Origin of the sequence: Ureibacillus sp. FSL E2-3493 (assembly GCF_038077515.1) — a bacterium.
Lineage (GTDB): Bacteria > Bacillota > Bacilli > Bacillales_A > Planococcaceae > Ureibacillus > Ureibacillus halotolerans.
Genome location: NZ_JBBOPK010000001.1, coordinates 1,645,687 through 1,672,342, shown reverse-complemented (window position 1 = coordinate 1,672,342; position 26,656 = coordinate 1,645,687). Strand labels below are relative to the sequence as shown.

24 protein-coding genes are annotated in these 26,656 nt (G+C 34.7%); 19 read left to right on the top strand and 5 right to left on the bottom strand.

Going from position 1 to position 26,656, the window contains the following annotated elements; genetic code table 11:
• Window positions 1-17: 17 nt before the first annotated feature.
• The 4 genes from MHH69_RS08475 to MHH69_RS08460 all read left to right on the top strand — a co-directional run bounded on the left by MHH69_RS08475 (window position 18) and on the right by MHH69_RS08460 (window position 3,696).
• Window positions 18-953, top strand: a complete 936-nt coding sequence (locus MHH69_RS08475) for a 3-hydroxyacyl-CoA dehydrogenase family protein (protein ID WP_341362113.1) — start codon at window positions 18-20, stop codon at window positions 951-953.
• 188 nt (window positions 954-1,141) lie between these two features.
• Window positions 1,142-1,795 carry a CoA transferase subunit A gene (locus MHH69_RS08470; RefSeq protein ID WP_341362961.1) on the top strand — a complete coding sequence of 218 codons (654 nt, stop codon included), beginning with the start codon at window positions 1,142-1,144 and terminating at the stop codon, window positions 1,793-1,795.
• Window positions 1,782-2,432, top strand: a complete 651-nt coding sequence (locus MHH69_RS08465; RefSeq protein ID WP_122971174.1) for a 3-oxoacid CoA-transferase subunit B — start codon at window positions 1,782-1,784, stop codon at window positions 2,430-2,432. Before MHH69_RS08470 ends, MHH69_RS08465 begins: the two co-directional genes overlap by 14 nt.
• Window positions 2,422-3,696, top strand: coding sequence for an MFS transporter (locus MHH69_RS08460; protein ID WP_341362112.1), 1,275 nt, complete (start codon window positions 2,422-2,424; stop codon window positions 3,694-3,696). Before MHH69_RS08465 ends, MHH69_RS08460 begins: the two co-directional genes overlap by 11 nt.
• 57 nt (window positions 3,697-3,753) lie before the next feature.
• On the opposite strand, the gene MHH69_RS08455 is transcribed toward MHH69_RS08460, so the two are convergent.
• Entirely contained in the window at window positions 3,754-5,148 is a 1,395-nt protein-coding gene (locus tag MHH69_RS08455) for a hypothetical protein (RefSeq protein WP_341362111.1), read from the bottom strand.
• 194 nt (window positions 5,149-5,342) lie between these two features.
• On the opposite strand from MHH69_RS08455, the gene MHH69_RS08450 reads away from it, so the two are divergent.
• The 11 genes from MHH69_RS08450 (at window position 5,343) to MHH69_RS08400 (ending at window position 18,936) form a co-directional block, all read left to right on the top strand.
• Window positions 5,343-6,530 (top strand): CapA family protein, encoded by a 1,188-nt coding sequence (locus MHH69_RS08450; RefSeq protein WP_341362960.1) that lies wholly within the window; start codon window positions 5,343-5,345, stop codon window positions 6,528-6,530.
• Between the two features lie 111 nt (window positions 6,531-6,641).
• The gene (locus MHH69_RS08445) at window positions 6,642-6,851 is read left to right on the top strand and encodes a hypothetical protein (protein ID WP_122971177.1); all 210 of its coding nucleotides are present in this window, start codon (window positions 6,642-6,644) and stop codon (window positions 6,849-6,851) included.
• A gap of 55 nt (window positions 6,852-6,906) precedes the next feature.
• Window positions 6,907-7,800: an alpha/beta hydrolase gene (locus tag MHH69_RS08440; protein ID WP_122971178.1), complete on the top strand. Its 894-nt coding sequence runs from the start codon at window positions 6,907-6,909 to the stop codon at window positions 7,798-7,800.
• A gap of 113 nt (window positions 7,801-7,913) precedes the next feature.
• Window positions 7,914-8,924 carry a VanW family protein gene (locus MHH69_RS08435; protein WP_122971232.1) on the top strand — a complete coding sequence of 337 codons (1,011 nt, stop codon included), beginning with the start codon at window positions 7,914-7,916 and terminating at the stop codon, window positions 8,922-8,924.
• 250 nt (window positions 8,925-9,174) lie between these two features.
• Window positions 9,175-11,175 carry a methyl-accepting chemotaxis protein gene (locus MHH69_RS08430; RefSeq protein WP_341362110.1) on the top strand — a complete coding sequence of 667 codons (2,001 nt, stop codon included), beginning with the start codon at window positions 9,175-9,177 and terminating at the stop codon, window positions 11,173-11,175.
• A gap of 136 nt (window positions 11,176-11,311) precedes the next feature.
• Window positions 11,312-12,877 (top strand): spore germination protein, encoded by a 1,566-nt coding sequence (locus tag MHH69_RS08425; RefSeq protein ID WP_341362109.1) that lies wholly within the window; start codon window positions 11,312-11,314, stop codon window positions 12,875-12,877.
• Window positions 12,874-13,983, top strand: coding sequence for a GerAB/ArcD/ProY family transporter (locus tag MHH69_RS08420; RefSeq protein WP_341362108.1), 1,110 nt, complete (start codon window positions 12,874-12,876; stop codon window positions 13,981-13,983). The genes MHH69_RS08425 and MHH69_RS08420 overlap by 4 nt, the downstream gene beginning before the upstream one ends.
• Window positions 13,980-15,101: a Ger(x)C family spore germination protein gene (locus MHH69_RS08415; RefSeq protein WP_341362107.1), complete on the top strand. Its 1,122-nt coding sequence runs from the start codon at window positions 13,980-13,982 to the stop codon at window positions 15,099-15,101. The genes MHH69_RS08420 and MHH69_RS08415 overlap by 4 nt, the downstream gene beginning before the upstream one ends.
• A gap of 124 nt (window positions 15,102-15,225) precedes the next feature.
• Complete coding sequence (locus MHH69_RS08410) at window positions 15,226-16,170, top strand: VanW family protein (protein ID WP_241559276.1); 945 nt, start codon at window positions 15,226-15,228, stop codon at window positions 16,168-16,170.
• A 170-nt stretch (window positions 16,171-16,340) separates the two neighbouring features.
• On the top strand, window positions 16,341-17,183 hold the full coding sequence (locus MHH69_RS08405; protein ID WP_341362106.1) for a DMT family transporter: 843 nt from the start codon (window positions 16,341-16,343) through the stop codon (window positions 17,181-17,183).
• A 169-nt stretch (window positions 17,184-17,352) separates the two neighbouring features.
• Window positions 17,353-18,936, top strand: a complete 1,584-nt coding sequence (locus MHH69_RS08400) for an amidohydrolase (protein WP_122971184.1) — start codon at window positions 17,353-17,355, stop codon at window positions 18,934-18,936.
• 47 nt (window positions 18,937-18,983) lie between these two features.
• On the opposite strand, the gene MHH69_RS08395 is transcribed toward MHH69_RS08400, so the two are convergent.
• Window positions 18,984-19,904, bottom strand: coding sequence for an oxidoreductase (locus MHH69_RS08395; protein ID WP_122971185.1), 921 nt, complete (start codon window positions 19,902-19,904; stop codon window positions 18,984-18,986).
• A gap of 174 nt (window positions 19,905-20,078) precedes the next feature.
• Here MHH69_RS08395 and MHH69_RS08390 point away from each other — a divergent pair, with 174 nt between their 5' ends.
• Complete coding sequence (locus MHH69_RS08390; RefSeq protein WP_122971186.1) at window positions 20,079-20,726, top strand: glycoside hydrolase domain-containing protein; 648 nt, start codon at window positions 20,079-20,081, stop codon at window positions 20,724-20,726.
• A 41-nt stretch (window positions 20,727-20,767) separates the two neighbouring features.
• Here the strand turns inward: MHH69_RS08390 and MHH69_RS08385 are convergent, their stop codons facing one another.
• Entirely contained in the window at window positions 20,768-21,664 is an 897-nt protein-coding gene (locus MHH69_RS08385) for a 3-hydroxyacyl-CoA dehydrogenase (RefSeq protein WP_122971187.1), read from the bottom strand.
• A gap of 185 nt (window positions 21,665-21,849) precedes the next feature.
• Here MHH69_RS08385 and MHH69_RS08380 point away from each other — a divergent pair, with 185 nt between their 5' ends.
• The 3 genes from MHH69_RS08380 to MHH69_RS19325 all read left to right on the top strand — a co-directional run bounded on the left by MHH69_RS08380 (window position 21,850) and on the right by MHH69_RS19325 (window position 25,405).
• A complete protein-coding gene (locus MHH69_RS08380; protein WP_122971188.1) occupies window positions 21,850-22,422 on the top strand; it encodes a flavodoxin family protein in 573 nt (190 codons plus the stop codon).
• Window positions 22,423-22,787: 365 nt separating this feature from the next.
• Complete coding sequence (locus MHH69_RS08375; protein ID WP_122971189.1) at window positions 22,788-24,845, top strand: thioredoxin domain-containing protein; 2,058 nt, start codon at window positions 22,788-22,790, stop codon at window positions 24,843-24,845.
• A gap of 224 nt (window positions 24,846-25,069) precedes the next feature.
• The gene (locus MHH69_RS19325) at window positions 25,070-25,405 is read left to right on the top strand and encodes a DUF3221 domain-containing protein (protein WP_406927466.1); all 336 of its coding nucleotides are present in this window, start codon (window positions 25,070-25,072) and stop codon (window positions 25,403-25,405) included.
• 64 nt (window positions 25,406-25,469) lie between these two features.
• Here the strand turns inward: MHH69_RS19325 and MHH69_RS08370 are convergent, their stop codons facing one another.
• Window positions 25,470-25,760 (bottom strand): HesB/YadR/YfhF family protein, encoded by a 291-nt coding sequence (locus MHH69_RS08370; RefSeq protein ID WP_341362105.1) that lies wholly within the window; start codon window positions 25,758-25,760, stop codon window positions 25,470-25,472.
• A 34-nt stretch (window positions 25,761-25,794) separates the two neighbouring features.
• Window positions 25,795-26,397 (bottom strand): glycerol-3-phosphate 1-O-acyltransferase PlsY, encoded by a 603-nt coding sequence (gene plsY / locus MHH69_RS08365; RefSeq protein WP_122971191.1) that lies wholly within the window; start codon window positions 26,395-26,397, stop codon window positions 25,795-25,797.
• Window positions 26,398-26,656 lie beyond the last annotated feature (259 nt).

The window sequence follows — 26,656 nt, the reverse complement described above, 5'->3', positions numbered from 1 at the left end:
CGTTGGAGGTTTGTAGAATGAAGAATATCGGTGTAATTGGTGCAGGTACGATGGGTTTTGGAATATCCTTTTATTTCGCTATTCATGGTATTCCTACACACGTTGTTGATATATCAAATATAGAATTAGAAAATGCAAAAGAAAAATTGAAAACCTATTATCGACTTTTTAAAGAAAATGGATTTCCTCTTCCATTTAGCGAAAAGGAAACGACATCTTTCTTATCCTTTTCTACTGAACTAAATCATCTAAAAGATGCGGATGTAATTATTGAAAGTGCATCAGAAAATCTATCATTAAAACAAGAATTATTTAAACAATTAGATAGTATCGCAAAAGAAGAAGCTATATTAGCTTCAAATACTTCCAGTTTGAAATTATCCGATATCGCCATATACGTAGAAAAACATCGTAACCGATTATTGTTAACCCATTTCTTTAACCCAGCACAGATTGTCCCATTAGTAGAACTACTCCCATTAGAAGAAACGTCCACACAGGTCGTAAATGACATGAAAACATTTTTTGAATCCATCAATAAAACACCTATTATCATCAAGTGCGAAGTACCTGGTCTAGCTGCCAATCGAATGCAAGTCGCTCTAGCTCGTGAAGCGTTATCCCTGTTAGAAGATGGTGTCCTGTCAAAGGAAGATTTAGAGAAAACTTTATATGATGGTCCAGGTTTTCGGTTTGCTGCAAGTGGACTACTAAAAATTATCGATTTTGGTGGATTAGACGTTTGGTCATCAGTGTTACAAAACCTGCAAAAAGAAATCGAATCTAAAGTAAGGGAATTTACCATTATAAAAGATTTAGTGGAAAATAACGCGCTAGGTGTTAAAAGGGGAAAAGGATTTTTTGAATATCCGAACAAAGGATTTGACGAATTTGTCCTTCAACGTGACTCAGAATTATTAAAACATTTGATCAATACTCATTATAACCGATGAAATAGGGAATGTGACCCGTTATAAATTAATAGGACAAGCCCATCTATTAAGAAAAGCAATTTTCCTTAATTTTATTAACCGATTAGCCGATTGTCTCAGTCGGCTCTTTTCATATGTTAATTATTATTTTACGAGTGGAAGAGGGGAAACGATGAAACAAAAAAGTTTTAGTAGATCCACGTCATTTAATCTCGCTATTTAAAGACGGTCAAAAAATTTTAGCAGGCGGATTTGGTATTTCCGGCACTCCTTTAACGATTATCGATATGATTGCAGAATCAAAGGTAAAAGGATTACATGTTGTCAGCAATAATTTAGGGGACTATGGAATGGGGCTTCACCAACTATTTATTCGAGGCCAAATTGAAAAGGCAATTGGATCCTTTTTTACGATCAATCGTGAGGCAGTAGTTGCTTGGTCAAAAGGGGAATTAGCTATCGACTTGTTACCTCAAGGAACTTTAGCAGAAGCCATTCGTTGTGGTGGGGCAGGGATTGGTGGATTTTATACGAAAACAGGGGTTGGAACAGAATTAGCAAAGGGAAAAGAAGAGCGAGTTATTGATGGGGAACGTTATATTTTTGAAAAAGCAATAAAGGGTGATATCGCGATTATCCGTGCCAAAAAAGCAGACAAATTAGGCAACCTCGTTTATCATATGACAGCCCGAAACTTTAACCCTATGATGGCTACTGCAGCAAATATTGTCATAGCAGAAGTCGATGAAATTGTAGAAATAGGTGAAATTGATCCGGAACAGATTGTTACACCCCATGTATACGTTGATTATATTATCCAAACCGCTTACAAGAAGGAAGGAAATCAATATGTCAAACAATGATGTACGTTACAAAATCGCAAAACGTATTGCACAAGAATTAGAAGATGGGCAAGTTGTCAACTTAGGAGTTGGTATTCCAACATTAGTCAACGCTTTTATCGAAAAGAAAGAAGTCTATTTACAAGCTGAAAATGGTCTATTAGGAATTGGGCCACCACCAACTATTGATCAATTAGACATCGATTTAATTAATGCGAGCAAAGAACCTGTAACGATTGCAAAAGGTGCTTCTTTTTTTAACAGTGCTGATTCCTTCGCTATGATTCGTGGCGGACATGTGGACGTTGCGGTTTTAGGAATTTTACAAGTTGACACTACTGGTCAAATTGCGAATTGGGCAGTACCGAACCAGCCCATCCTTGGTGTAGGAGGCGCTATGGATTTAGTAATTGGCGCTAAAAAAGTAATTGGAGCAGCAACGTTGTTTACGAAAGATGGTAATTCCAAGCTTGTTAATACATTAACTTATCCGATTAGCGGAATACGAACCATTGATCTGCTTGTTACTGATTACGCTGTTTTTTCCTTTGAAAATGGTGAAGTCTTCGTCAATGAAATATTTATTGATATGCCCATTGAAAAATTAAGTGAAAAGATTGGCATCACATTAAAATGGAGGGAACTAATTGACAAATGATGCTATTATTAAATCCATTACACGGAAGCGCAACATAAGAATTTTACCTTTTATATTACTCTTATATATCGTCGCTTATTTGGATCGTGTCAATATGGGATTTGCCGCATTGGAAATGAATGCGGAATTAGCATTAACAGCTGAAGTGTTTGGCCTTCTTTCAGGTATTTTCTTTATCGGTTACTTTTTCTTTGAAGTGCCAAGTAATATGATTATGCATAAAGTTGGTGCCCGTGTTTGGATTGCTCGTATTATGATTTCTTGGGGCATCATCGTCATTTTAACTGGATTTATTCAAAATGCTACCCATCTTTATATTCTTCGCTTTTTACTAGGCGTTGCAGAAGCAGGTTTCTTTCCAGGAATCATTCTATACCTTACTTACTGGTTTTTAGAAAGGGAACGTTCCAAGGCAACGGCAGTATTAATTTTAACGCTTCCTATTGGGGGGCTAATCGGTGCCCCTGTTTCAACTTGGATTATCGACCATATAACATGGGCAAATTTATCAGGCTGGCGTTGGATGTTTATTTTAGAAGGAATCCCCGCATTAATACTTGGGGTGATAGTGTTATTTTATTTAACAAACCGTCCTCGTGAAGCTAAGTGGTTAACAGAAGAAGAAAAAAATTGGATTGAACAACAATTAGAGATCGAAAGAATCGCTAGTAGTAAAATGAATAAACCGACGAAATGGACAATGCTAAAAGATTTAACTGTTTGGAAACTATCTGCCTTTTACTTTGCAGCCTATACAGCCATTTATGGCTTATCTTTTTGGATTCCTACTATCATTAAATCATTATCAGAAGTGCATACTACTAATTTAGAAATCGGTTGGTTATCCATGTTACCTTCATTAGTCGCAATTCCTTCTGCATTATTTGTTGGTTGGAATGCAGATCGAACAGGAAATTTAAAAAAGCATTTAATTATCTGTTTAATCATTGCTATGGTTGGATTTATCGGCTGTGCCATCGTCACATCCGTGACACCTATGGTTATTTTATTATCCCTTACATCCATCGGTTTATATGGATTTACAGGATGTTTCTTTGCCTACTTAACCTTTTTCTTTACGGAATCAACTGCCCCTGTCGGAATCGCTTTAGTGAATTCATTCGCTGCTCTAGGAGGTTTTGTCGGTCCGACGATTCTAGGTATGTTTACTTTAACTTCTGGCATGTTCCTTTTAGCGGGTATATTATTAGTAGGCATTTTCATTTTACTTACAATGAAACGAACTCGTGAAATTAGTACGTAATTAAAAAGGGAAAACAATTTAAAGGTGGGCTTTTATAAAAGAGGCCCACCTTTTTATTTAAATTAAAAACATCGCTACAATTGTTGTTACTACTAATCCGACAATAACAGGAATAAGATTTCTTCGGGCAAGTTCAAAGGGACTTACATTACATATTGCAGCAGCTGGAATTAAAGCCCAAGGTACAAGGGTACCACCGCCTACAAAAATAGCAGCTATTTGACCTAAAGCAGTTAATGTAGCAGTGCCATCACCAATGGCAGTGCCAAATAAACTACCGATTGAACCTGCCAACGTTATTCCTGAAAAACCAGAACCGTCTAATCCGGTAATCGCACCTACTGCTGTTAGTGTTACGGCTGCTATTTCTCCTGTTAACGGGACAACTGAAGCTAGGGCAATACCTAAATCATTTACAATCCCTTGGGAATCATTTGGTAAATACTCGCCAATAATCGTTAAAAACCCGGAGTCTCCTAAATAGAAGAAAGCCGCAATTGGGATGACCGGACCAAATACTTTAAAACCAAATTGAAAACCTTCTATTAAGTAGCTCGTTGTTTTCTCCAACCCTTCATTTTTATGGGCAAAGAGAGCTAATAATATAAGAATAAAGACTGTCGTACCACCAATAAGTGCTGTTGCATCCCCGCCAGAAAGATTAAAAAGGGACATTGCCACGACATCTAATATGAAAGCAAGTGGGATTAATAAAGCAAAAAATTTTCGTTGTCCAATCGTTAATAAATTTTCATTCACTTTTTCATCCTGTTTTTCCTTATCAAATGTACCAACCATTTCAATTTTTCCGCGCTTCATATCCCGACGCAACATTATAAAGGCAACAACGGTCGTTACTAACCCCATGACGATCACTAACGGAATACTTGCTGACACGACGTCGGATACAGGTATTCCTGCTGCATCAGCGGTTAATTTCGGAGCACCTTGGATAATAAAGTCACTGGAAAGGGCAATTCCATGACCAAATAAATTCATTGCCACCGCTATTCCTAATGCTGGTAACCCAGCGCGTATAGCAACAGGAAGTAAGACTGCTCCAAGAAGTGCAACAGCTGGGGATGGCCAGAAGAACCATGAAATGATCATCATTAATATCCCAATCGTCCAAAAACCGACGGTCGGATTTTTAATGACTTTTGTAAACGGGGCAACCATCACTTCGTTAATGCCGGTTTTCATTAATACCCTGCTCATTGCGACGATAATCGAGATAATCAAAATCGTCGATAACAGTTCTTGTATTGCAAAAATAAAGCTGTTAAAAACACCACTAATGGATGCCGTAAAATCTCCAGTCGCAACAATCGCAAGAATAAAAATGCCTATAATACATATTAGCGTTGTATCGCGACGTTTTACCATAAATCCGATAATCAATACGATAAATACAACATAAATCCAATGAAGTGCGGACAATTCTACATTCATTCGCATATCCCCTCAATTCGTTTAACTTAGAATATGAGGTAAACGTCTAATGGGTGAGCGTACAACTTCATTGGAAGGGAAAATAAATTAAACAACCAACTCTGAACAAAGAATCAAAATTCATGAGCACCCTTCAAATATTTGTAAAAAAATAAAAATGATAATATTTGGTTATTCTATAGTTAAAGTTTCGTATTCTATTTAAATGGGAGGTATCATCTATTTTTAAAAGATATTTTTTATTTATATTCATATTACTTTTAGTTTCTTGTGCCGAAAACAACATATCGAAACAACCTATAGAAAAACAAGAACAAGTTACACCTCCAATTCAAAAAGAACCTGAAATTTATACTGCTACTATTAACGCAATAGGAGATATTTTAATACATGAGCCAATTTACCAAGAAGCCTACATTGGTAATAATCAATACAATTTTTCTGACATGTTTGCACAAGTAAAACCATATTTAGAGAAAGCAGATATTACGATAGCAAATAGTGAAAGTATTATTGGTGGCCAAGAAATTGGGCTTTCAAGCTACCCACAATTTAATAGTCCATACGAAATAGGGGATGTTTTAAAGGAGGTAGGTGTTGATGTAGTCAACATGGCTAACAATCATACATTAGATCGTGGGGAAGAAGCTATTCAAAACGCTACAAATTATTGGAACAAACTTGGAATTACTTATATTGGAGCTTCGACAAGTTATGATGAAGCGGAGCAAATCAAAACATTAACGGTTAATCAAATTACATTTTCCTTTTTAGGTTACACTTATGGTACTAATGGACTCCAAGTACCTGAAGGAAAAGACTATTTAGTCAATTATATTGATGAAGAAAAAATGAAAAAGGATATAGAAAAAGCAAAGGAAATTTCGGATATTATCGTCCTAAATTTACATATGGGAGATGAATATAGCCGAAATCAAAATGAAGATCAAGAAAAAATAGCCCAGTTAGCAGCTGATTTAGGTGTCCATATTATTTTGTTCCATCATTCCCATGTACTACAACCGGTGAAATGGTACATAGGAAATACCGGAAATCAAACGTTTGCCATTCATTCTCTAGGCAACTTTTTATCTTCTCAAGACGAACTTTATCGACAAATTGGTGCTTTACTCGAATTAGATGTGAAGAAAACAATTACTTATGATAAAGAGGGAAAACCAAATACAACTGTTGAAATCAATCATCCTAAATTGCTGCCTACTTATGTTAAGTTTCAAAACTGGAGGAATTATGAGATTATACCATTATATTTAGTAACAGAAGAGCAATTGCCGAATGCGAAAATGATTTATGATGAAATAAAAACCCATATGTCTCAATACGTAACTAATCTCCAATTTATTGAATATGCATCGAAATAAACAAATACAACCAAGTCCAAAAGAAGTGATTCTTTTGAACTTGGTTTTTCTATGTGTAGAGATCTCATCATTGGATAACATAATGAATAAGAAATGATGAAGGTGGTTAAGATGAAGGAATTTAAAGTGACATATTTTTTTGATGAACAACATTATATTAGAAGATTTATACATGTGGAATCCCAAGAAATGGCCGAACAACTCATCCAAAGTGAACGGGATCAATATATTTCCTTTACTGATAGTAGAGGCATTTATCATGAATTAAATACAAAAAATGTCCGTGTCATACAAATTTCTGAATACCATCGTAAGAAGTAATTTAAACTTATCTGGTTATAAAAATACATAGGAAAAAGCTGAAGGGAGTTAAATTATGCCGTTACATCATTATATTGAACAATATTTCCAGCAACATCCAGAAGCAAGACAAAAGGGTATTCAAATTAAGTCTAACGAAAGAAAACCAAGCGTATTGAAAGTGGAAGAATCTTTTATTCAAGCGATGGCCAATCACATTCCAATTCGAATATATACGCCAGATGAAGAAGATGATTATTATCCACTTTTCTTATTTTTTCCGGGAGGTGGATTTATTAATGGTGATATAAATAGCTATGATACGTCTTGTCGATTGTTATCATCCCTTTCCGGATACAAAGTCATCGTTATTGATTATCGTTTTTCTCCAGAATACCCCGCACCTGCTGCTTTTCAAGATTGTTATGTTGCAACGAAATGGGTTGTAAACCATGCAGAAGATTTTGCAGGACGGTCCAACGATATTGTGGTTGGAGGTCCTAGTGCGGGAGCTAACCTTGCTACGATGGTCGCTTTAAAATCGATCATTACAGGAGAATTTCAACTTGCGAAACAAGTACTGCAATATCCAATTACCGATCTTGACATTCAAATAAAAGGAAGCGAATATCAATCAAGGGAACTGTATAATGGAAAATACGGAGTGGATATTACGAAAAGCAATGCCCATTTCATACAACATCAACAATCCGATATTCCTTGGGATTCGCCTATTTTTGTAGAAAAAAAATATTTAGCTCAAATGCCGAAAACGTTAATCTTTACTGCAGAATATGACCCCCTTTGTGATGAAGGGGAATTATATGCAGATAAGCTCAAAGAAGCGGGCGTTCAAGTAAGACTCGTTCGATTTGACGGAAATATACACGGATTTATGCAAAGCTTCCCAGGTTCACCTGACTATATGCGCGGTTATGATATTACTGCTGAATTTTTAAATAGTGATTAATTGGAGTAGTACGAAACCTGGAATGAGGATTCGTGCTACTTTTTTAGTTATATGAATAACCTACGGATGCCTTCATGAATACACTAGGGAGATATTTCGGTGTAATGAAGGGGATGGGTGTGAAAAGATTATTTATAATGGTTATTATATGTTCCCTTGCTTTAGTTGGATGTAGTGAAACTTTTACGAGTAAGGAACAGTTAAAAGAACGAATCGTTGAACTAGAACAAGAAATAGAAGAGTTGGAAAGGGAAAAGGAACAGGGAGATGCTGCTGAAGAGATAATAGAAAAAGGAACTTCTACAATTCAGTTAGTCGACCCATCATCAAAGGAAATCATTTATTCTTTTACACCTAAAGAACTCGGATATAATACAAATAAAAATTCCGAAAGATATAAAAAGGAAATTGAACAGTTAGCAAAGGAATTAGCTCGTGGTACCGACAATAAACGAGGATATGACCAAAGAATGGTACTGGATAAATTGAATGAAAATGGGGAACTCGTGAAAGGAAAACCACAAGTCATTTTAAAGGAAAAGGAACTTGTGGAAAAAATATTAGCTGCATCTAATACAGGTGGGAATGTTGAACTTCCAATTTATATTACCGAATCAGGTTATAGTCAAACCGAAATCGCGGATTTAGATAACGTTGTGATTGCTTCTTATACGACTTATTTTAATTCATCTGATGTAGGACGATCATCTAACATCAAACTTTCAGCGAATGCGATATCTCATGTAATTGTCGGAGTAGAAGATATTTTTTCCTTCAACATAACCGTTGGCCCTAGAACAAAGGAAACAGGCTATCAACCAGCATTAGAAATTGTTAACGGTGAGTTTGAGATGGGGATTGGGGGAGGTATTTGCCAAACCTCTTCAACACTTTTTAATGCGGTGGATCAATTGGGGGTACATTACGTTGAACGACATCATCATTCAATTGATATTGGGTATGTTCCTAAAGGAAGGGATGCGACCGTGTCGTACGATTCATTAGATTTTCGCTTCCAAAATACAACGGGAGTTCCCTTTATGATTCAAGCTACTACTACTAAAGATTCTATTACGATAAAGCTTACCACTTCAGAAAAGTATGCTGATCTTTTAAAAAACTAAAAAATGAAATCGATAGACACTACTATAATTTAGTGTCTATTTTTATTGGGTTAGAACTATAGTCCTTCATTTTCCATTCATTTTAATTTTCGATTTAGTATGAATGCTCTAATAATATCTTTAATTCCTACTATTTTCATTATATAATGTATTTGGATAATTAGTAGGAGAAAGGATGGGTTTCCAAATATTTTTTCCTATTCATACAGGTTATCTAATAAATCATGATGATCACAAAGGGGGAAAAGCTTTGAAAAAAAAGAAAAAACTAAGAAAAGGTACAGCGAGTATACGTATTAAATTTATTAGTGCATTTTTACTGATATCGATTGTTCCTTTATTAGCAGTTGCTTTCTTTATACAAAGCAACAATAGTTCAATTCTCATCGATGAAGAAAAAGATGCTATGCACAATCTTGTATTAAATAAAGCTCAATTCATTGATGATTGGTTTAAGTCCCAAATGTCAGAAATGGAGATTGCAGCTTCTACTGATGTTATGAAGTCAATGGATCCGGAACGACTCATTCCCTATATTACGTTTTTAGAAGATCGTTCTGATATTTTTGAAACGATGTATGTCATAAATCGAGATGGTACTGTGATTGCCCATACAATGAAAGATAGTATCGGTCAAGATTATAGCGATCGTAGCTATGTACCTACTGCATTTGGTGGAAAATCGGTTTATTCAGAAGTATTGACATCAAAAGTGACAGGGAATCGAATTGTAGTTTCTGCAACTCCGATTAAAGATGATCGAGGAGTCATTGTTGGTATATTAGCCGGTTCAGCAAACTTTGACTTATTAGTAGATACATACTTAAACAATGAAGAAACATCCAATATGATTACCTTAGTAGATCAACAAGGATTTATACAAGTTTCTCCAGAAAAGGATTTTGTCGGTAAGAATATAAAAGAACTAAAAGTGGATGGCTTTAATAATATTTTAGAAAACAGTAGGTCGGATACAGGGATATCGAGTTTTTCCTATGACGGTGAACAATTTATTGGTACATATGCACCAATCAAGACTACTGGCTATGGATTAACAATTTATACACCAGAAAATAAAGTTTTAGCCGTTTCTAATTCTGTAAAAAACGTTAGCTTATTGATGATTGGAGCAGCTGCCATAATCATTATTCTCATTTCCATTCTGATTGTAAGAAGCATTACGAAGCCTATCCTGACAATTGCTTCTCGAATGGATAAGGTTGCTTCTGGAGATTTAACTGTCCAAGAGGTGGATTTAAAAAGGCGTGATGAATTTGGTCAACTTGCCAATAACTTTAACGTAATGATTCAAAATATTAAACATTTAGTTTCTGAAATAAATATTGCTTCCAATAAAGTTCTTTCATCATCCGAGGAATTATCTGCTAGTTCGGAGGAAACCGTTCGAGCAACTGAACAAATTGCAGCTTCTATTCAAACGATTGCATCGACTACCGAAACACAAGCTAATTTCACTGAAGATGCAAAATCCGTTGTGACGAATATTTCAAACGGTATTTTAACGATTACCGATAATATTCAACGAACAAATGCACTTTCAAATGAAGCAGTTTCTGCTGCAAATTCGGGTACAAATGTAATTGCGAATACGGTTAGCCATATGACAACAATTGAAAATAAAACAAATACAGCTTCAACAACAATCAATGGTTTAGGAAAAAAATCATCCGAAATCAACGATATTATTTCAGTTATAACTGGTATAGCAGATCAAACGAATTTACTTGCTTTAAATGCAGCTATTGAGGCTGCAAGGGCAGGGGAATATGGAAAAGGTTTTTCTGTTGTGGCAGACGAGGTTCGAAAATTGGCGGAACAATCTAGTCAAGCATCCGGACAAATTAGCCAATTGATTAAAGAAATTCAACAAGAAATCGCACTTTCGATTTCAGCTATGAATGAAGGGAATATCGCTGTAAAAGATGGTAAGAAGCAAGTTGAACGAGCTGGAATTGAATTTGAACATATTGCTCAATCGGTTCATAAAGTATCCGACCATATGAAAGAAATATTGGAAGAAAGCGAACAAATTAAAAGCGTCTCAGAAAAAATGGTCAAAGATATAAAACATATTTCTGAAATTTCAATGGAGGCATCAAGTAATACACAGGAAATCGCCTCTGCATCGGAACAACAAAACAGTTCTATGGAGGAAATTGCTGCATCTGCTGAAAGCTTAGCCTCTATGGCAGAAGAATTAAAAAACATAGTAAAAACATTTAAAATTTAATAAAAAAAACGAAGCAACCTTTTCGTACAAAACACGAAAAGGTTGTTTTTTAATTACGGTGGAATAAAGGAAAAATAGTATATTTTAACACTTTAAGGACAATTCTATTTATAAGATAGAAATTGGAGAGAATGTTATGTTTAAAAAGATACAGCAAAAAATCCTACCAAATGAAGAAAAACCTGAATATAATCCACCAAAGATTCCTGTTCCACCGTTAAAAAATGATTTTATCAATGAATTAAAAAAAATTATTCATTCACCTGCTGATTTAGTTATTCGGTTTGTCACAAACAATATTACCATTGCATTTATCGATGGGTTAATTGAAACTCAATCATTAGATGACAATATTCTAGCGCGATTTGAAGATACAACGGATGAAACACCCAGTACCCTTCGAGAAAGAATTTCGATTCCAGAGGTAAACGTATTTGACGAAATGATCCAATGTATCGATGAAATGTTAATCGGTGGTGTTTTAATTCATATAAATGGACATCCGCAAGTTGTCCTTGCCAAAATTCCTTCTTACGAAAAGCGTGGTTTAGAAGCCCCAGAAAATGAATCACAAGTAATTGGGACACAAGTCGGTTTTAATGAGAGTCTTAATACAAATATAACGCTAATTCGAAGATTTATTACAAATCCAAATTTATGTAATGAGCACTTTACCCTTGGAAAAGAAACAAGAACTTCTGTTTCTGTTCTATACATTCATGGCATTGTAGATGAAAAACATGTCAATACGGTTCGTCAAAGAATTAAAGATCTTGATATTGTGGATTTAATTGATAGTGCGATATTAGCGGAATTAATCGATGACAGTTCCAGCTCTATCTTTCCACAAACCCTTTTAACTGAACGCCCTGACCGTTTTTGTGATGGCTTATTAACAGGGAAAGTTGGAATTATTGTAAACGGGAGTTCCATGGGAATTATTTGTCCATTTAGCTTTTTAGAATTTTTCCAAAGTAGGGAAGACCAAAACTTACGTTGGCCAATCGCTTCCTTTATACGATTACTCAGATTTGCCGCTATCATCGTTTCGATTTTTTTCACACCCATTTATGTGGCTTCTTTAACATTTCATTATGAAGTTATACCACAACCAATGTTAGTTCCTTTAAGTGAATCGAGGGCAATTGTTCCGTTTCCGCCCATTATAGAAGCACTATTTTTAGAATTAGTTATAGAACTATTAAGGGAAGCTGGAGCTCGACTTCCAACTAAAGTCGGACAAACAATCGGTATCGTAGGCGGTATTGTTATTGGAACAGCAGCAGTTCAAGCCGGTATTACAAGTAATATTTTAATTATTTTTGTAGCACTAGGAGCTTTAGCTTCCTTTACAACGCCAAACTATATGATGGGTAACGTAATTCGAATTATACGATTCCCAATCATTGTGTTGGCAGGTTTTTGGGGATATTACGGAATTATGCTTGCGTTCTGTTTTTTACTCATCCATTTATTAAAACAATCAAGCCTAGGAGCACCTTACTTAGCACCATTTTATCCGCCTAGATTAAAGGATTGGCCGGATAGTATTGTTCGATTGCCTTTGCCCTTTATCAGTCGTCACTCGGTGAATTCTAGAAGTCGGAAAGAGATTGAAAAAAACAAAAAAAAGAAGAATACAAAAAAACAAAGTCAAAATTCAAATTTAACCCCTGAAAACAAAGAGAAGGTGATAGAGTGAAAAAAACTCTTTCGATAAGTGAAAGTGAATTAATTAATGCACCCCTTCTCTTTTTTATTATCAATGCCTGTCAAATTGGGGTTGGAATTCACGGATTTCAAAGACTGATTTACCAAGATGCAAAGCAGGATGCTTGGATATCCGTCATCATTAGTTTTATTTTTGCCCATTTTATAGTATTCATCATGATTAAAACTCTTGAAATGTTTCCGTCGAATGACTTATACGGGATCCATCAGGAAGTCTTTGGAAAATTTATAGGGAATTTTTTTAATCTTATTTATATTTTCTACTCCAGTTTCGCCTTTTTAGTTGTTTTGAAAAATTACATTGAAGTGATTAATGTTTGGATATTTCCCAACTTATCAGCGACTTTTTTAGGTGCTTCACTACTTATGATTGTTATTTATGCTTTTAACGGTGGTTTTCGAGTGTTAGTAGGAATCTGTTTTTTTAGTTTCATCTGTACGTTATGGGTACCTTCCATCCTATTTATCCCGATGGAGTATTCTGAAATTAGTCAACTTCTTCCATTATTTGATAATCATCTAAAGGACATTATTAAAGGGGCGTACGCGATGACCTTTACGATTATTGGATTTGAAATTATTAATATTGTTTATCCCTATGTGAAAGAAAAAAACAAAGTCCAAAGGTATGTTCATCTTGGTTTATTTGCGACATTACTTCTTTATCTTTCCATTATGTTAATCTCCCTTACTTATTTTAGTGGCCCCCAATTGGAAAAAACAATTTGGGCTACATTAAATTTATTTAGTATTATAAAATTCCCCTTTATCGAAAGGGTCGAGATTATCACGATTTGTTTATGGATGATTATCATATTGCCTAATTTATGTCTATTTGCATGGTCTGCACACCGTGGCGTTATTCGTATGGTGAACATTAGTTCGAAAAAATTCATATGGATTTTTTCAATCATTATTTTAATTCTCACTGTATTTATTAAGTCCCGTAATCAAATAAATGAGATCAACAATATTTTTTCGAAATTTGGGTTTATTATTGTATTTGTTTACCCTTTGTTCATTTATTTGATGGCATTAATACGAAATAGTTTCTTAAAAAGGAAGCGACCGAATTGAAAAAGAAGAAATGGTTTTTACTGTTCGTCATTGCATGCTTAATTCTTACTGCTTGTACTGAGTACCGAGTTCTTGAAAGAATTAGTTTAGTAACACTTATTGGTTATGACGTCGAAGATGGTGATGTGACGGCAACCTCAGTTGTTCGTCAAATTAATCCAGAATTTGAAAGTAGTATCGAAATACATTCGGAAACAGCCGAAACGAGTAAAGGAACAAGGGTTATGACTGATTTACAATCAGCAAAAAAGCTAATGGCAGGACAACTGCGGGTTACTTTGTTTGGTGATGATTTAGCAAAGGAAGGCATTGAGGAAGCGATTCATACCTTTGCCATGAATTCCGAAATCACTACAAGTATTTATTTAGCGGTTGTAGATGGTAAATCAAAAACTTTATTGGAAGGACAATATCCAAACATTGCAGATGTAGGGCAACATATATTTAATTTAATTGATCATAATATTAATCAACAACAAATGATTTCTTCCACTTTACACGAAGTAGTACGAGATATATATGCTTCATTTCGTGACTTTGCCTTACCAAAAGTAAAAAAATCTGGTGAATATATTGATATTAGTGGAATTGCTTTATTTAAAGATGGGAAGATGGTAGGTTCACTCCCAGCTTCCGATTCCTTTTATGTATTATTAATTCGAGAAAATATTAATGACGGGACCCTTCAACTCGTTTTACCTGGAGAATTAGCAGAAAGTTCTAAAAACCCACCAAATTATCAACCGGAAGAACTCCCAATAGCTATCGATGCAATTAAAACAAAAAGAGACTTAAAAATAATTAATGAAAATGAAATCGATTTAAGCATTTCGTTAGATTGCCGACTATTGGAAATTCACTCCAGTTTGGCGATCAGTGATAAAAAAATTACAGAAAAAATTGAAAAGGAAATTAATAAAAAAATCGAATCAGAAATAGAAAGAATTATTAAATATAGCCAAGAAGTAAATTCAGACATTTTTGGTTTTGGTGAACATTTCTATGCCTTTACAAGAAACTCCAAACTTACAGAAGAAAAATGGAGGGAAATATATCCGAATTTAAAAGTAAATGTAAAAATAGATACAGAAATTATCCGAAGCGGTGTATTTGAGTAATAAAACATCTGATAAATGGCATTATCCATTTATCGGGTGTTTTTTCATTTCATATTCAAAGTTATTTTGGGAACGATAAATAAAGATACATATTTTAAATAATGGTGAGGTTGGGTTTTATCATATGAAAAAACAAAACGTTTGTTTAATCATTCTATTTACACTTTTGTTTTGCTTTAGTGACATGAAAGTATTAAAGGCAAATGAATTCGATTTATTTCAAGATGAATTAACAGATGGAAAGACAATAACGGTTATTGATCCAGATACGAAAATCGAAGTAAAAAAATTTACACCAGATATTTATCAAATCGTAACCAATTTAGAATCCTACCGTAAAGAAATTGAAAGGTGGGTTCATGAATTTGCCCATGGAACTCAAAGTCAAATCGGTTATAATAAGCCGATGATATTAGATCGAATCGATGAAAAAGGGAACATTATAAAAGGCAGACCGCTAACAACCGTTAATGAAAAGGAACTTATTGAAAAAATTTTACACCTTTCATTTTCTGGAGGTATTGTAGAAGTCCCTATCATTTATACAGAGAGTGATTATAGTGAATCGGACGTTCCCCATTTAAATGAGGTAGTACTCGCTTCTTATACGACCTATTTTAAAGCTTATAATTCCGGTCGAAGTAAAAATATCGAGCTCTCTTCAATGGCAATTAATAATGTTATTTTAGGACACGGTGATATTTTTTCTTTTAACTCTGTCGTCGGTCCAAGAGATGTCGCATCAGGCTATCAAATGGCACCAGAAATTATAAGAGGGAAAATGGTCATGGGAATTGGTGGAGGGATATGTCAAACATCTTCTACTTTATTTAATGCCATCGACCAATTGGAAATGAAAATCCTTGAACGCCACCACCATTCTAGAGATGTTGGTTATGTACCGAAGGGAAGGGACGCTACCGTCTCTTTTGGGGGACTGGATTTTCAATTTCAAAATACTACAGGGATTCCACTTATCATTAAAAGTTATTATCAAAAAGGAGCAATTACCGTTCAAATTAAAACTTCAAAGGAATATGAACAAATTTTAAAAAACGAATTTAGCTAAATGAATTTTTATTAATACCATTTATAACTGTGGGCTTCCATCGATGTCATGGAAGAACCCACAGTTTTTTAATTATTCATTATTATTTTTATATTAAAACGAAAATCCTATTGTAAAATAGTAGTTTTTCGTAATAGAATGAATTCAAATAAATAGAGAGAAGGATTAACATGTGGATTGTTGCAGCATTTATTACGATGATCTGTTTTGGTACGAATAACATGATTTTTAAATGGAGTACGACGAACGGCTTATCTAAAGTACATATTCAATTTATTTTTTATTTAATAGCTTTTATCATAACCGCTTCCTATGCGTTCATTACCGGAATCCATCAAATGAATATAATTACAGTTGTATTAGGAGTAATCATTGGAATTTTAAATGCAAATGGTAATATTCAAATGTCGAAAGCATTCGAAAAGGGACCTGCAAGTCTTACTTCTCCTTTAGTTAGTGTTAATACGATTATCCCAATATTAAGCGCGGCCATCATTTTTAACGAACATATTACGATTTTACAATGGGTTGGCATTATCATCATGCTTGGATCCGCAGTATTAATCCAATATTCGCCCCAATCGAATGGAAACAATAGTATACAGTACATGCCGTGGTTATCTCGAATTTTATTAGCCATTTTCTCATTTGGAATTTTAGGAATTTTAATGAGAACCTCTTCTTATTTACATATCGATTCATTAAATACGTTAATTTGCATGTATGGCGGAGGCGCCCTCTATTTGTGCATCAATAGCTTATTCGCGAAGGAAAATTGGCAAAAAGCAGAATTTAAATTCGGAACAATAGTCGGCTTACTTAGTATATTCGGTTATAGTTGTTATTTTTTTGCATTAAATACTGGAACGGCAAGTATTGTTTTTCCGATTGTTAGTTTAAGTTGTTTAGTCGTAGTATTAGGAGATTGTTGGCTCTTTAAGGAACGATTGCGCTCCTACCAAGTAATCGGCGTATTATCAGCTGTGTTAGGTATCATTTTGACAAAAATTTAAATAATCCCTCTCATAAGTAACATCTTCATATTTTTGAAGGTGTTTTTTTATTGAAATCAAACAGAATAAAATCGAAATTAACTTGAGCATTCCCACATTCAATTGCATAATAAAATTAGAAAGAAAAGGAAAAAACAATAAATGGTTAGAATAGGAGGTCGTGATAAAAATGAAAAAGCTTTGGTATGGTGGTACTATCTATACGATGGAAAGAGAAGGGGAAACCGTTGAAGCAGTACTTGTAGAAGATGACAAAATCGTTGCCGTTGGAACAATGGATGAACTAAAAAATCAGGCAGACGAACAGATTGATTTGCAAGGTGCTGCTATGTATCCGGGATTTGTCGATAGTCACTTACATATTTTATTTCAAGGAGAAAAGCTCCTTCGTTTAGATTTGTCAAAGGCAACATCTGCAGAGGAAATGCTGGAATTAGTGAAAGCGGCTGCACAAACTACCCCTCCTGACAAATGGTTATTTGGGGAAGGTTGGAATGAAAATAATTTCGTAGATAAGCGAATTCCTACGATAGAAGAATTAGATGAAATTCGAAAAGAACCGATTCTTTTAACCCGTGTATGCCACCATGTAGCATTAGGAAATACTGCCGCACTTAGAGCTGGAGGAATCGATCAAACAACACCTTCCCCATCTGGTGGTGAAATTGGTCGAGATGAAAATGGCAATTTGAACGGCCTCCTTTATGATCAAGCAACGAACCTTGTTTCAAATGCTATTCCAAAAGAAGGAGATAGCTATATTCAATATTTAGTCGATGCGTTAAATTTATCCATTGATGATATGTTATCGAAAGGGTTAACGGGTGGTCATAGTGAAGATATGAGCTACTTTGGAAAATTTACGAACCCTTTAACTGCTTATGAAAAAGTAGTGGGTGAGAAACATCATTTTCGTGTAAACCTATTACGACATCATGCGGTTTTTGAAGAAATGATGGAGTCAAATGTACAATTTGATGATCCATTTATTGAACCCGGGGCAATGAAAATTTTTGTAGACGGAGCGTTAGGTGGTTCAACAGCTGCATTAATCGAACCTTATGCAGATAATCCGAATAATAAAGGACTATTTATTCATACCGATGACCAATTAGAAAGTTTAGTGAAACTTGCACGAAAATATAATGAAGCCATTGCGGTTCATATTATAGGAGATGCTGCTGCTCAACAGGTATTGAATGTAATCGAAAAATACCCTGCTCCAAAAGGAAAACGGGACCGATTAATTCATTGTTGTATTTTAAACGAACAATTAATTCATCGTATGACCAAATTGCCTGTAATTTTAGATTTACAGCCCGCATTTGTACCTTCTGATTTCCCATGGGCAATCGACCGACTCGGTGGAGAAAGATTAAAATATGCTTACGCATGGAAGACATTAATGAACCGAGGTTTAATGTGTGCAGCAGGGACAGATGCACCGGTTGAAGATATCGATCCAATCGCTACAATTTATGCTGCGGTCGAACGAAAAAAACCAACTGATGACCATGATGGATACCTTCCTCATGAAAAATTAACACGATTTGAAGCAATACGGGCTTATACAGTTGGCAGCGCACAAGCAATCGGTAAAGAAGAAGTGCGCGGGTTAATTAAAGCAGGATTTGATGCAGACTTTTCTATATTTGACCGGGATTTATTGAAAGGAACTTCGGAAGAGATGTTAAAAGCAAAAGCAGTCCAAACGGTTGTTGCTGGTCGAATTGTATTTAAACTTCCTCTATAACAGGTAAAATCTCCTCTGTGTTTCGCGGCAGAGGAGATTTTTTATGTTTAAAATAAATATTTCACTCCTGTTAAACTTTCAGAAAGTAACCATAAATTTGATGATACATTTTCATCAAATAACTCATCTAATATATTTAGTTCCGTCGGATAACCTTTTATTCCTTTTTTACCATCTGGTCCAATATATTCTCCGCCCCTTACAGAAGGTTCAGTAGCTGCATATAAAATAGGGTAAGCCCCAGCTTCCGCGCTCTGTCCAATTAATTTCAAAGAAGCTCGTGTTAATCTTCTCGTTAATTTACGTGATCCTTTACCAAATAAATACGTTTGGGCAATACCTGGATGACAAGCTATACTTTTTGAGTCTATATTTCGGGATCGGAAACGATATTGAAGTTCTTTTGCAAAAAACATACAAGCAAGTTTACTTTGTCCATAACTTTTAAATTTTTTATATTTCGTTTTCGTTCCGGTAAACTCTTTAAACTCTGGTTTTTGTTTATGGGCTGCTAAACTACCTAATGAAATGACCCTCGAATCCGGAGTAGCGATGATTCGATCTAATAGCAACCCTGTTAAGGCAAAATGACCGAGGTAATTTACCCCAAATTGGGATTCGAATCCATCCTTCGTCACACGATAAGGAGGAACCATAATTCCTGCATTATTAATTAACATAGATAAAGAACGAAATTTTTGTTTAAATTGTTGTGAAAATTCTCGTATACTAGCTAAATCATTTAAATCGAGTTGTAAAACATGTACATCAGCATTAGGGAATTCTCTTTTAATTTTATCGACCGCCTCAAAGCCTTTGTTTACGTTACGAACAGCGAGAACTACCGTGGCATAATTTTCAGCCAAAGCTAAACACGTTTCATAACCAATCCCACTGTTAGCTCCAGTGACAATTGCTACTTTTCCTGATAAGTCACGAATATTTGATTTTGTCCATTCCCTAGTCATTTATCACACACTCCTTACCTGTTTCATATAATTAGATGGAGATAAAATTACTGGTCAAATGTCTAGTAAATTATGTTCTATTATATGTTCTAAATAAAAAAACAGAAGAAATCTCGGCATTGTTTTGTAGGGAAGGTAAGTTTTATGGAAAATTATTAGAAAAGAGGTACGCAAATGGTTAATTATCATTGGGGTGTAGACTCTTCTCAACCAGTTACGAATGAGTTATATAATTCCGTTCTATCAACATTTGGAAAACCGGAATTCTGGGGAAGATACTTAACGAGGGTAGAGGGTTCAGTAGAAGGTTTAACTGAGGAAGAAATTGAACTCCTTCACAATAATGGTACAAAATTGCTTCCGATATATAACGATTTCCGTCAGGCAGTTGGGGAAAGTCATGCGAAAGTTGTAGGGATGAACGTTGCATACCAAGCGAAACGGTTAGGACTTAAAAAAGGAACGATGATATTTGCTAGTATGGAAAATGTTGAAGTAGATAGTCGTTGGATTAAAGGATATATCGACTATTTATATAATACGGATTATAAACCAGGTTTTTATTACAACCCTACAGAAGGAAAATTTGAAGAGGCATATTGTGAAGCTGTTGATCAAGACCCTCGCGTTGCTAATCAAGCAGTATTATGGAGTTCAGAGCCACATATTGGTGTAACAAATGAAAAAGATGCTCCGAAATTTGAGCCAACAACACCAAATTGTGATGCTAATGTTTGGGCTTGGCAATATGGTAGGGATACAGAAGAATTAGCAATAAATACGAATTTAATAGATAGCAGATTATTACCGATGCTTTACTAAAATAAGGGCGACACTCATTCTACATGTGTCGCCCTTACTATTTAACTTTCTAGAAAACCAGGTTGCAAGTAACTTGGATCAGGATATGAGTAAAAACCTTGTTTTGTTTCAGCTCCGAGTTTTCCTTTTTCGATATACTCAGATTTCAAATAATTTGCCAGCTTTTTAAATTCTTCATTTCCAGCCTCACCTTTAGCATTAGCAATATTATATGCTGTATTAATGCCTACTATATCTAAAATAGCAAAGGGACCTTTAGGGGCGCCCGTAGCAATCATCCAAGTTTTATCTATCGTTTCAACATCAGCAATTTTCTTTACTAATAACATTTGGGCTGCCTCTAAAAAAGGTACTAATAATGAATTCAAAATATAACCTGGCTGCTCTCGTTGTAATGGGAGTGCCACCATGCCAATTGCCTTTGCGAAGTCAATAACAAGTTCAAACACCGATTTTTCCGTATTCGGATGTTTCATTATTTCTGCAGTGTTGTTTAACCAAATTTCATTTGCAAAGTGAAGGGCTAAAAATTTGTGAGGTCTGCCCGTAGCTTCTGCGAATTGACTTGGCAACATGGTCGATGAATTGGTTGCGAAAATAGTTTTGTCCGGTGCTACTTGACTCAATTGTTCATAAAATTTCATTTTCACATCGACAATTTCAGGTACAGCTTCAATGACAAGATCAGCATCCTTTACTGCTTCTGCTAAATCCGTATGGAAGGACATACGGTTGTAAGCCAAGTTTACTTCTTCTTCTGTTGCCTTTAAATCTTCTTGATAGCGCACTTTTAAGTTCATCATACGATTTTTCGCCCGATCAATCGCTTCTTCATTTATATCGTATACGGCAACTTGAAATCCTTTAAAAGCTGTCTGAAAGGCAATTTGACTTCCTAAAACGCCACTTCCTGCTACAGTTATATGTTCAAAATTCATACCTTGACCCCCAACTTAATTATTTTTCGAAAACTTTAGTTCATTTTCATGATTGACATGTTACTATTTTTTAAACAGAATTCGAATTGTCTTTTCAAACTATTCCGTTCTATAAAGATTCGAAATTTGAAGTTCTTTCGTTCAGTTTATGGGAATATGATTCTACTAAAGGAGAGAGTGAATGTATGTCTATTGCGGTTATATACGGAAGTACTAGGGAAAAGGGAAATACAGAATGGTTAACGGAGTATGTGATCAGTGGCCTTCCTGTTGAGAAAATTTATTTGAGGGATTATAACATCCTACCAATTAAAGATGAACGACATACAGAAGCGGGATTTCAACCAGTGTTGGATGATTATCAAGTCGTCATTGAACAGGTTTTAAAGCATGAAATTCTTATATTCGCTACCCCAATTTATTGGTACAGTATGAGTGGAACGATGAAGTTATTTATTGATCGTTGGTCTCAATCATTACGGGATAAACATTTACCCGATTTTAGAGAAGGCTTATCGAAAAAGAAAGCGTATGTTATTGCAGTTGGAGGAGATAATCCTTCCATTAAAGCACTTCCTTTACTTCAACAATTTCAATACATTTTTGACTTCTTTGGCACGGCCTTCGAAGGTTATGTAATTGGTAAAGCAAGTAAACCAGGGGATATTCAAAAAGATAATAAAGCAATTGCCAATGCCATCCTTATGCAAAAGGTATTAGCAGAACAATTAAAGTCTTTAGAAAAAGAAAAGAGTTGAGCATTGATTCAACTCTTTTTAATATCACTTTTATCAATGTCTCCATACAACATCAGTTTCCTATTTATCTAATTCGAAAAAATTTTAAGTGTTAATTAAGTTCCTTCAACACTTCACTTTAAGCCATTTGCTTTGAACGATTTCCTAAATTCATTTATCCACTTCTAATTCCATCTCCAAATCTGTTTTTCCTTTGTTTAATGAAAATGAGAAAGCCAAAACTAGCTACTCTTGATAATTAGCTGGCCATGTAACAGATCATTTTTCAGCTCACTTATTAGTATTCAAATCCAATTTTTTCAGCCATGCTTTGCTTTTATATTTTATGGGTAAAGTAATAGTAAAACTTATAAAGAGGTGATCCGATGCCAACAAATAAGAAAGCAAATCGATTAATTCATGAAAAATCACCTTATTTGCTTCAACATGCATATAACCCTGTAGACTGGTTTCCATGGGGTGAGGAAGCATTTGAAAAAGCAAAACGTGAGGATAAACCTATCTTTTTAAGTATTGGCTATAGTACTTGTCATTGGTGTCACGTTATGGAGAAAGAAAGTTTTGAAGACATGGAAGTGGCAGAGTTAATCAACGAACGCTTTATTGCGATTAAAGTTGATCGTGAAGAGCGACCGGATATTGATTCTGTTTATATGACGGTTTGTCAGTTAATGAACGGTCATGGAGGTTGGCCACTAAATTTATTTTTAACTCCTGACAAAGTTCCATTTTATGCAGGTACTTATTTCCCAAAAAAAAGTAGACCGAGAATGCCTGGTATTAAGGAGATAATAACCAAGTTATATACTATTTATAAAAAGGATAAGAAACAAATTCAAGATGTCACCAAACAGGTGCAAACAGCTCTTCAACAGACCATTCAACTAAATACCGATGAAACAGTTTCCGAAATAGCAGTGGAGAATGGTTTTCGTTCATTTTTAAGTACTTTTGATGAAACGTTCGGAGGCTTCGGAACTGCTCCGAAGTTTCCAACACCCCATCAACATATGTTTTTACTTCGTTATTATTACTATACAAAAGATGAAAGAGCATTGAACATGGTTGTGAAAACATTAGATGGGTTAGAACGAGGGGGTATCTATGACCATATCGGTTTTGGTTTCGCAAGATATTCTACCGACGAAGAATTTTTAGTCCCCCATTTTGAGAAAATGTTATATGATAATGCCCTGCTAACAATCGCTTATACTGAATGTTATCAAGTGACTAAATCGGAGGACGCTAAAAAAGTTGCGAAAGATACGATTCGATATGTGCTAAGGGATTTAACCTCTCCAGAAGGTGGCTTTTATTCTGCTGAAGATGCAGATTCAGAAGGAGAAGAAGGTAAATATTATGTGTGGAGTTATGAAGAAATCTTAACTCTATTAGGGGGTCAGCTTGGTACATTATATTGTGCAGCCTATGGTATTACCGAAGATGGCAACTTTGAAGGTAAAAACATTCCAAATTTAATTGAAGTGTCTTTACCCCAGTTAGCTGAACAAAATGGTATGAATATAGAAGAATTGTTAGCACGTTTAGAAAAAGCGCGGACAATCCTATTTGAACATCGAAAAAAACGAATTCCTCCACATAAGGATGATAAAATCATTACTTCTTGGAACGGGCTAATGATCGCTGCATTAGCGAAGGCTTCTCGTGTTTTTCAAGAAAAGGAATATTTAACGAAAGCTATAAAAGCTATTGATTTTATTGAATCAAATTTATTCCTTTCTGGCCGATTAATGATTCGGTACCGGGATGGAGAAGTGAAAGAACTTGGTGTTATTGATGACTATGCTTATTTATTGTGGGCTTATATTGAACTTTACGAGGCAACATTCGATGTAAATTATTTATTGAAAGCTCAAAGGGTAACTAATCAAATGATTGAACTATTTTGGGATGATGAAAAGGGCGGCTTTTTCTTTTATGGAAAGGATGCAGAAGATTTATTAATTCGTCAAAAAGAAGTATATGACTCGGCATTACCTTCCGGAAACAGTGTAGCTGCTTTGCAAATGTTAAAACTTGCGCGGTTTACAGGAAATGCCCATTTGGAAGACAGAGTAAATAAAATATTTTCTGCCTTTTCTTATTCGATTCAGAATTATCCGATGGGTCATACCTATATGTTAATGGCTTTTTTAACAACGCTAATGAAAAGGAAGGAAATCGTTATTTTAGGGGAGATATCCGATGATCAACTACTATTTGTCGACGAATTATTGCAGGAGTTTTATCCGGAAATTACTTATTTAGTAAATAAGAAAACCGATGAATTGGCGTCGATTGCTCCCTTTATTAACAATTATAAAAGGGGAGAGGACAAGGCTTGGATCTATATTTGTGAAAACTATTCTTGTCATAAACCCGTTAAAGACATACAAGAAGCAAGAAACATGTTGCATGAATAATATTTTTTAACCCTTACGAACAATCCGTAAGGGTTTATTTTTTTGAGGACTCTAACGTATCTTTTAGAAAAGATGATAAAATGGAAGGGAAATAGTCAGTAAAATCTTAAAACTAAATTACTTTTTCCGTGAACAAATCGATTTAGAAAGTTTCGAAGGAAGGTGGGCTTATGGAAATCAAATTTCGTATGATTTTTTTGTCGTTTTTTGTTTGATTTCTATTAATTAGCTGTGACAATTCCCGTAGTCCGGAATCGGGGATTAATAGTGAAGAGATTGTACTAAATAGTACTAGTGAAGAAGGAATCATTCTATTTGAAAAAAATTCAGGAAAAAACTTATTAATTCAAGATTCAAATTTTCAATACGAAGATAAAGAATTATCTTTAAATGAATTATTAAATAAATATGATGAAGTATTATTTTTAAGTTTTAAAAATAAATCGATTGTTAAACAGGTTCAGTCCAGCCAAAAAGTAAAAATTTGGTATAGTGAAATTTTAGAATCGAACCCTCCTATCTACAAAGTAGAACAACTAGAAGTTTCTGAAGGGCAATAAAAGACCATGAGTGATTTTTTACCCATGGTCCAAAATTTGTGTACTTATAATCGAATGGCAATTTTCACTTCAAATAACTATATTGTAATTCTTCCAATTCTTTATTGACTTCAACAAATAGGTCATGTTCATTAAAGAACCATAGATCATCCTTTTCGATATAGAAATGAATGCCTTGTACAATCACTTCTGCTCCAATATCATGAGGCTCCTCACGATTCATTCCAATGGAAAAACCTTCGTGGAATGGGGAAGAACCTCCATATCTTGAATAAAAACGAATATAGTCCCCCTCTTTTGCTTCCATTTCTTCTTGAAACCACTGTAATGCATCTTCAGAAATTTTAATATTCATCTTCTTTATCCTTTCAGATAAGGTAAAAAGCTAATTAAATCCATTTTACTTTTGGCTCAGTACCTTCTTTAATCCGTTTAATATTGGCACGATGACGGTAGAAAATAAATGCTGTTAAAATGATGACTAAAATCAGTAAGGATACATCTCCTGTAACAATCACATAAATAATGCTATAAATAAGCGCAATGATTGATACGAGCATTGAAGAGAGGCTAACAATCTTTGTAATTTTTAATGCAATTAAAAAACCTAACACTAAAATGATAAACAACGGCCAAGCATAGCCTAATAAAACACCACCAGATGTTGCAACCGCTTTTCCTCCACGGAATCCTGCAAAGAGTGGGAACATATGTCCTACAACTGCAATAGCTCCTAAAATTAAAGGATGAATCGTCGAATCATTAAAGTAAGGGATAAGTGGAAGTAATGTTGCCGCAGTACCTTTTAATATATCAAGGATTGTTACAACGGTTCCTGCTTTCTTACCTAATACTCGAAAAGAGTTGGTTGCTCCTAAATTTCCACTACCATGTTCTCTTATATCTGTTTTATAAAAAATTTTGCCAATCCATAGGCCAGAAGGAATTGACCCGATTACATAAGCACAAATTAAAATAATTGCATTAATCATAGCTTGTTCCTTTCAAAATTAATAGTTGGTACTAATAGTTGTAATCATAATATTACACCTTTTTTATTATATGCGGAAGATATATTTCCAAGTTATATAAAAGGGATTATACTTAATCATAACAAAATATTTTGAAAGAAAATGGATTTATAAGAAGGAAAAAGAAAATTTATCATGAATAGTTTTACTCTATAGATTTTTCTTTACTCATTTGTCAAAATATCGTTAAAATAATTTCAATTGAAGTTTGTTTGTATAG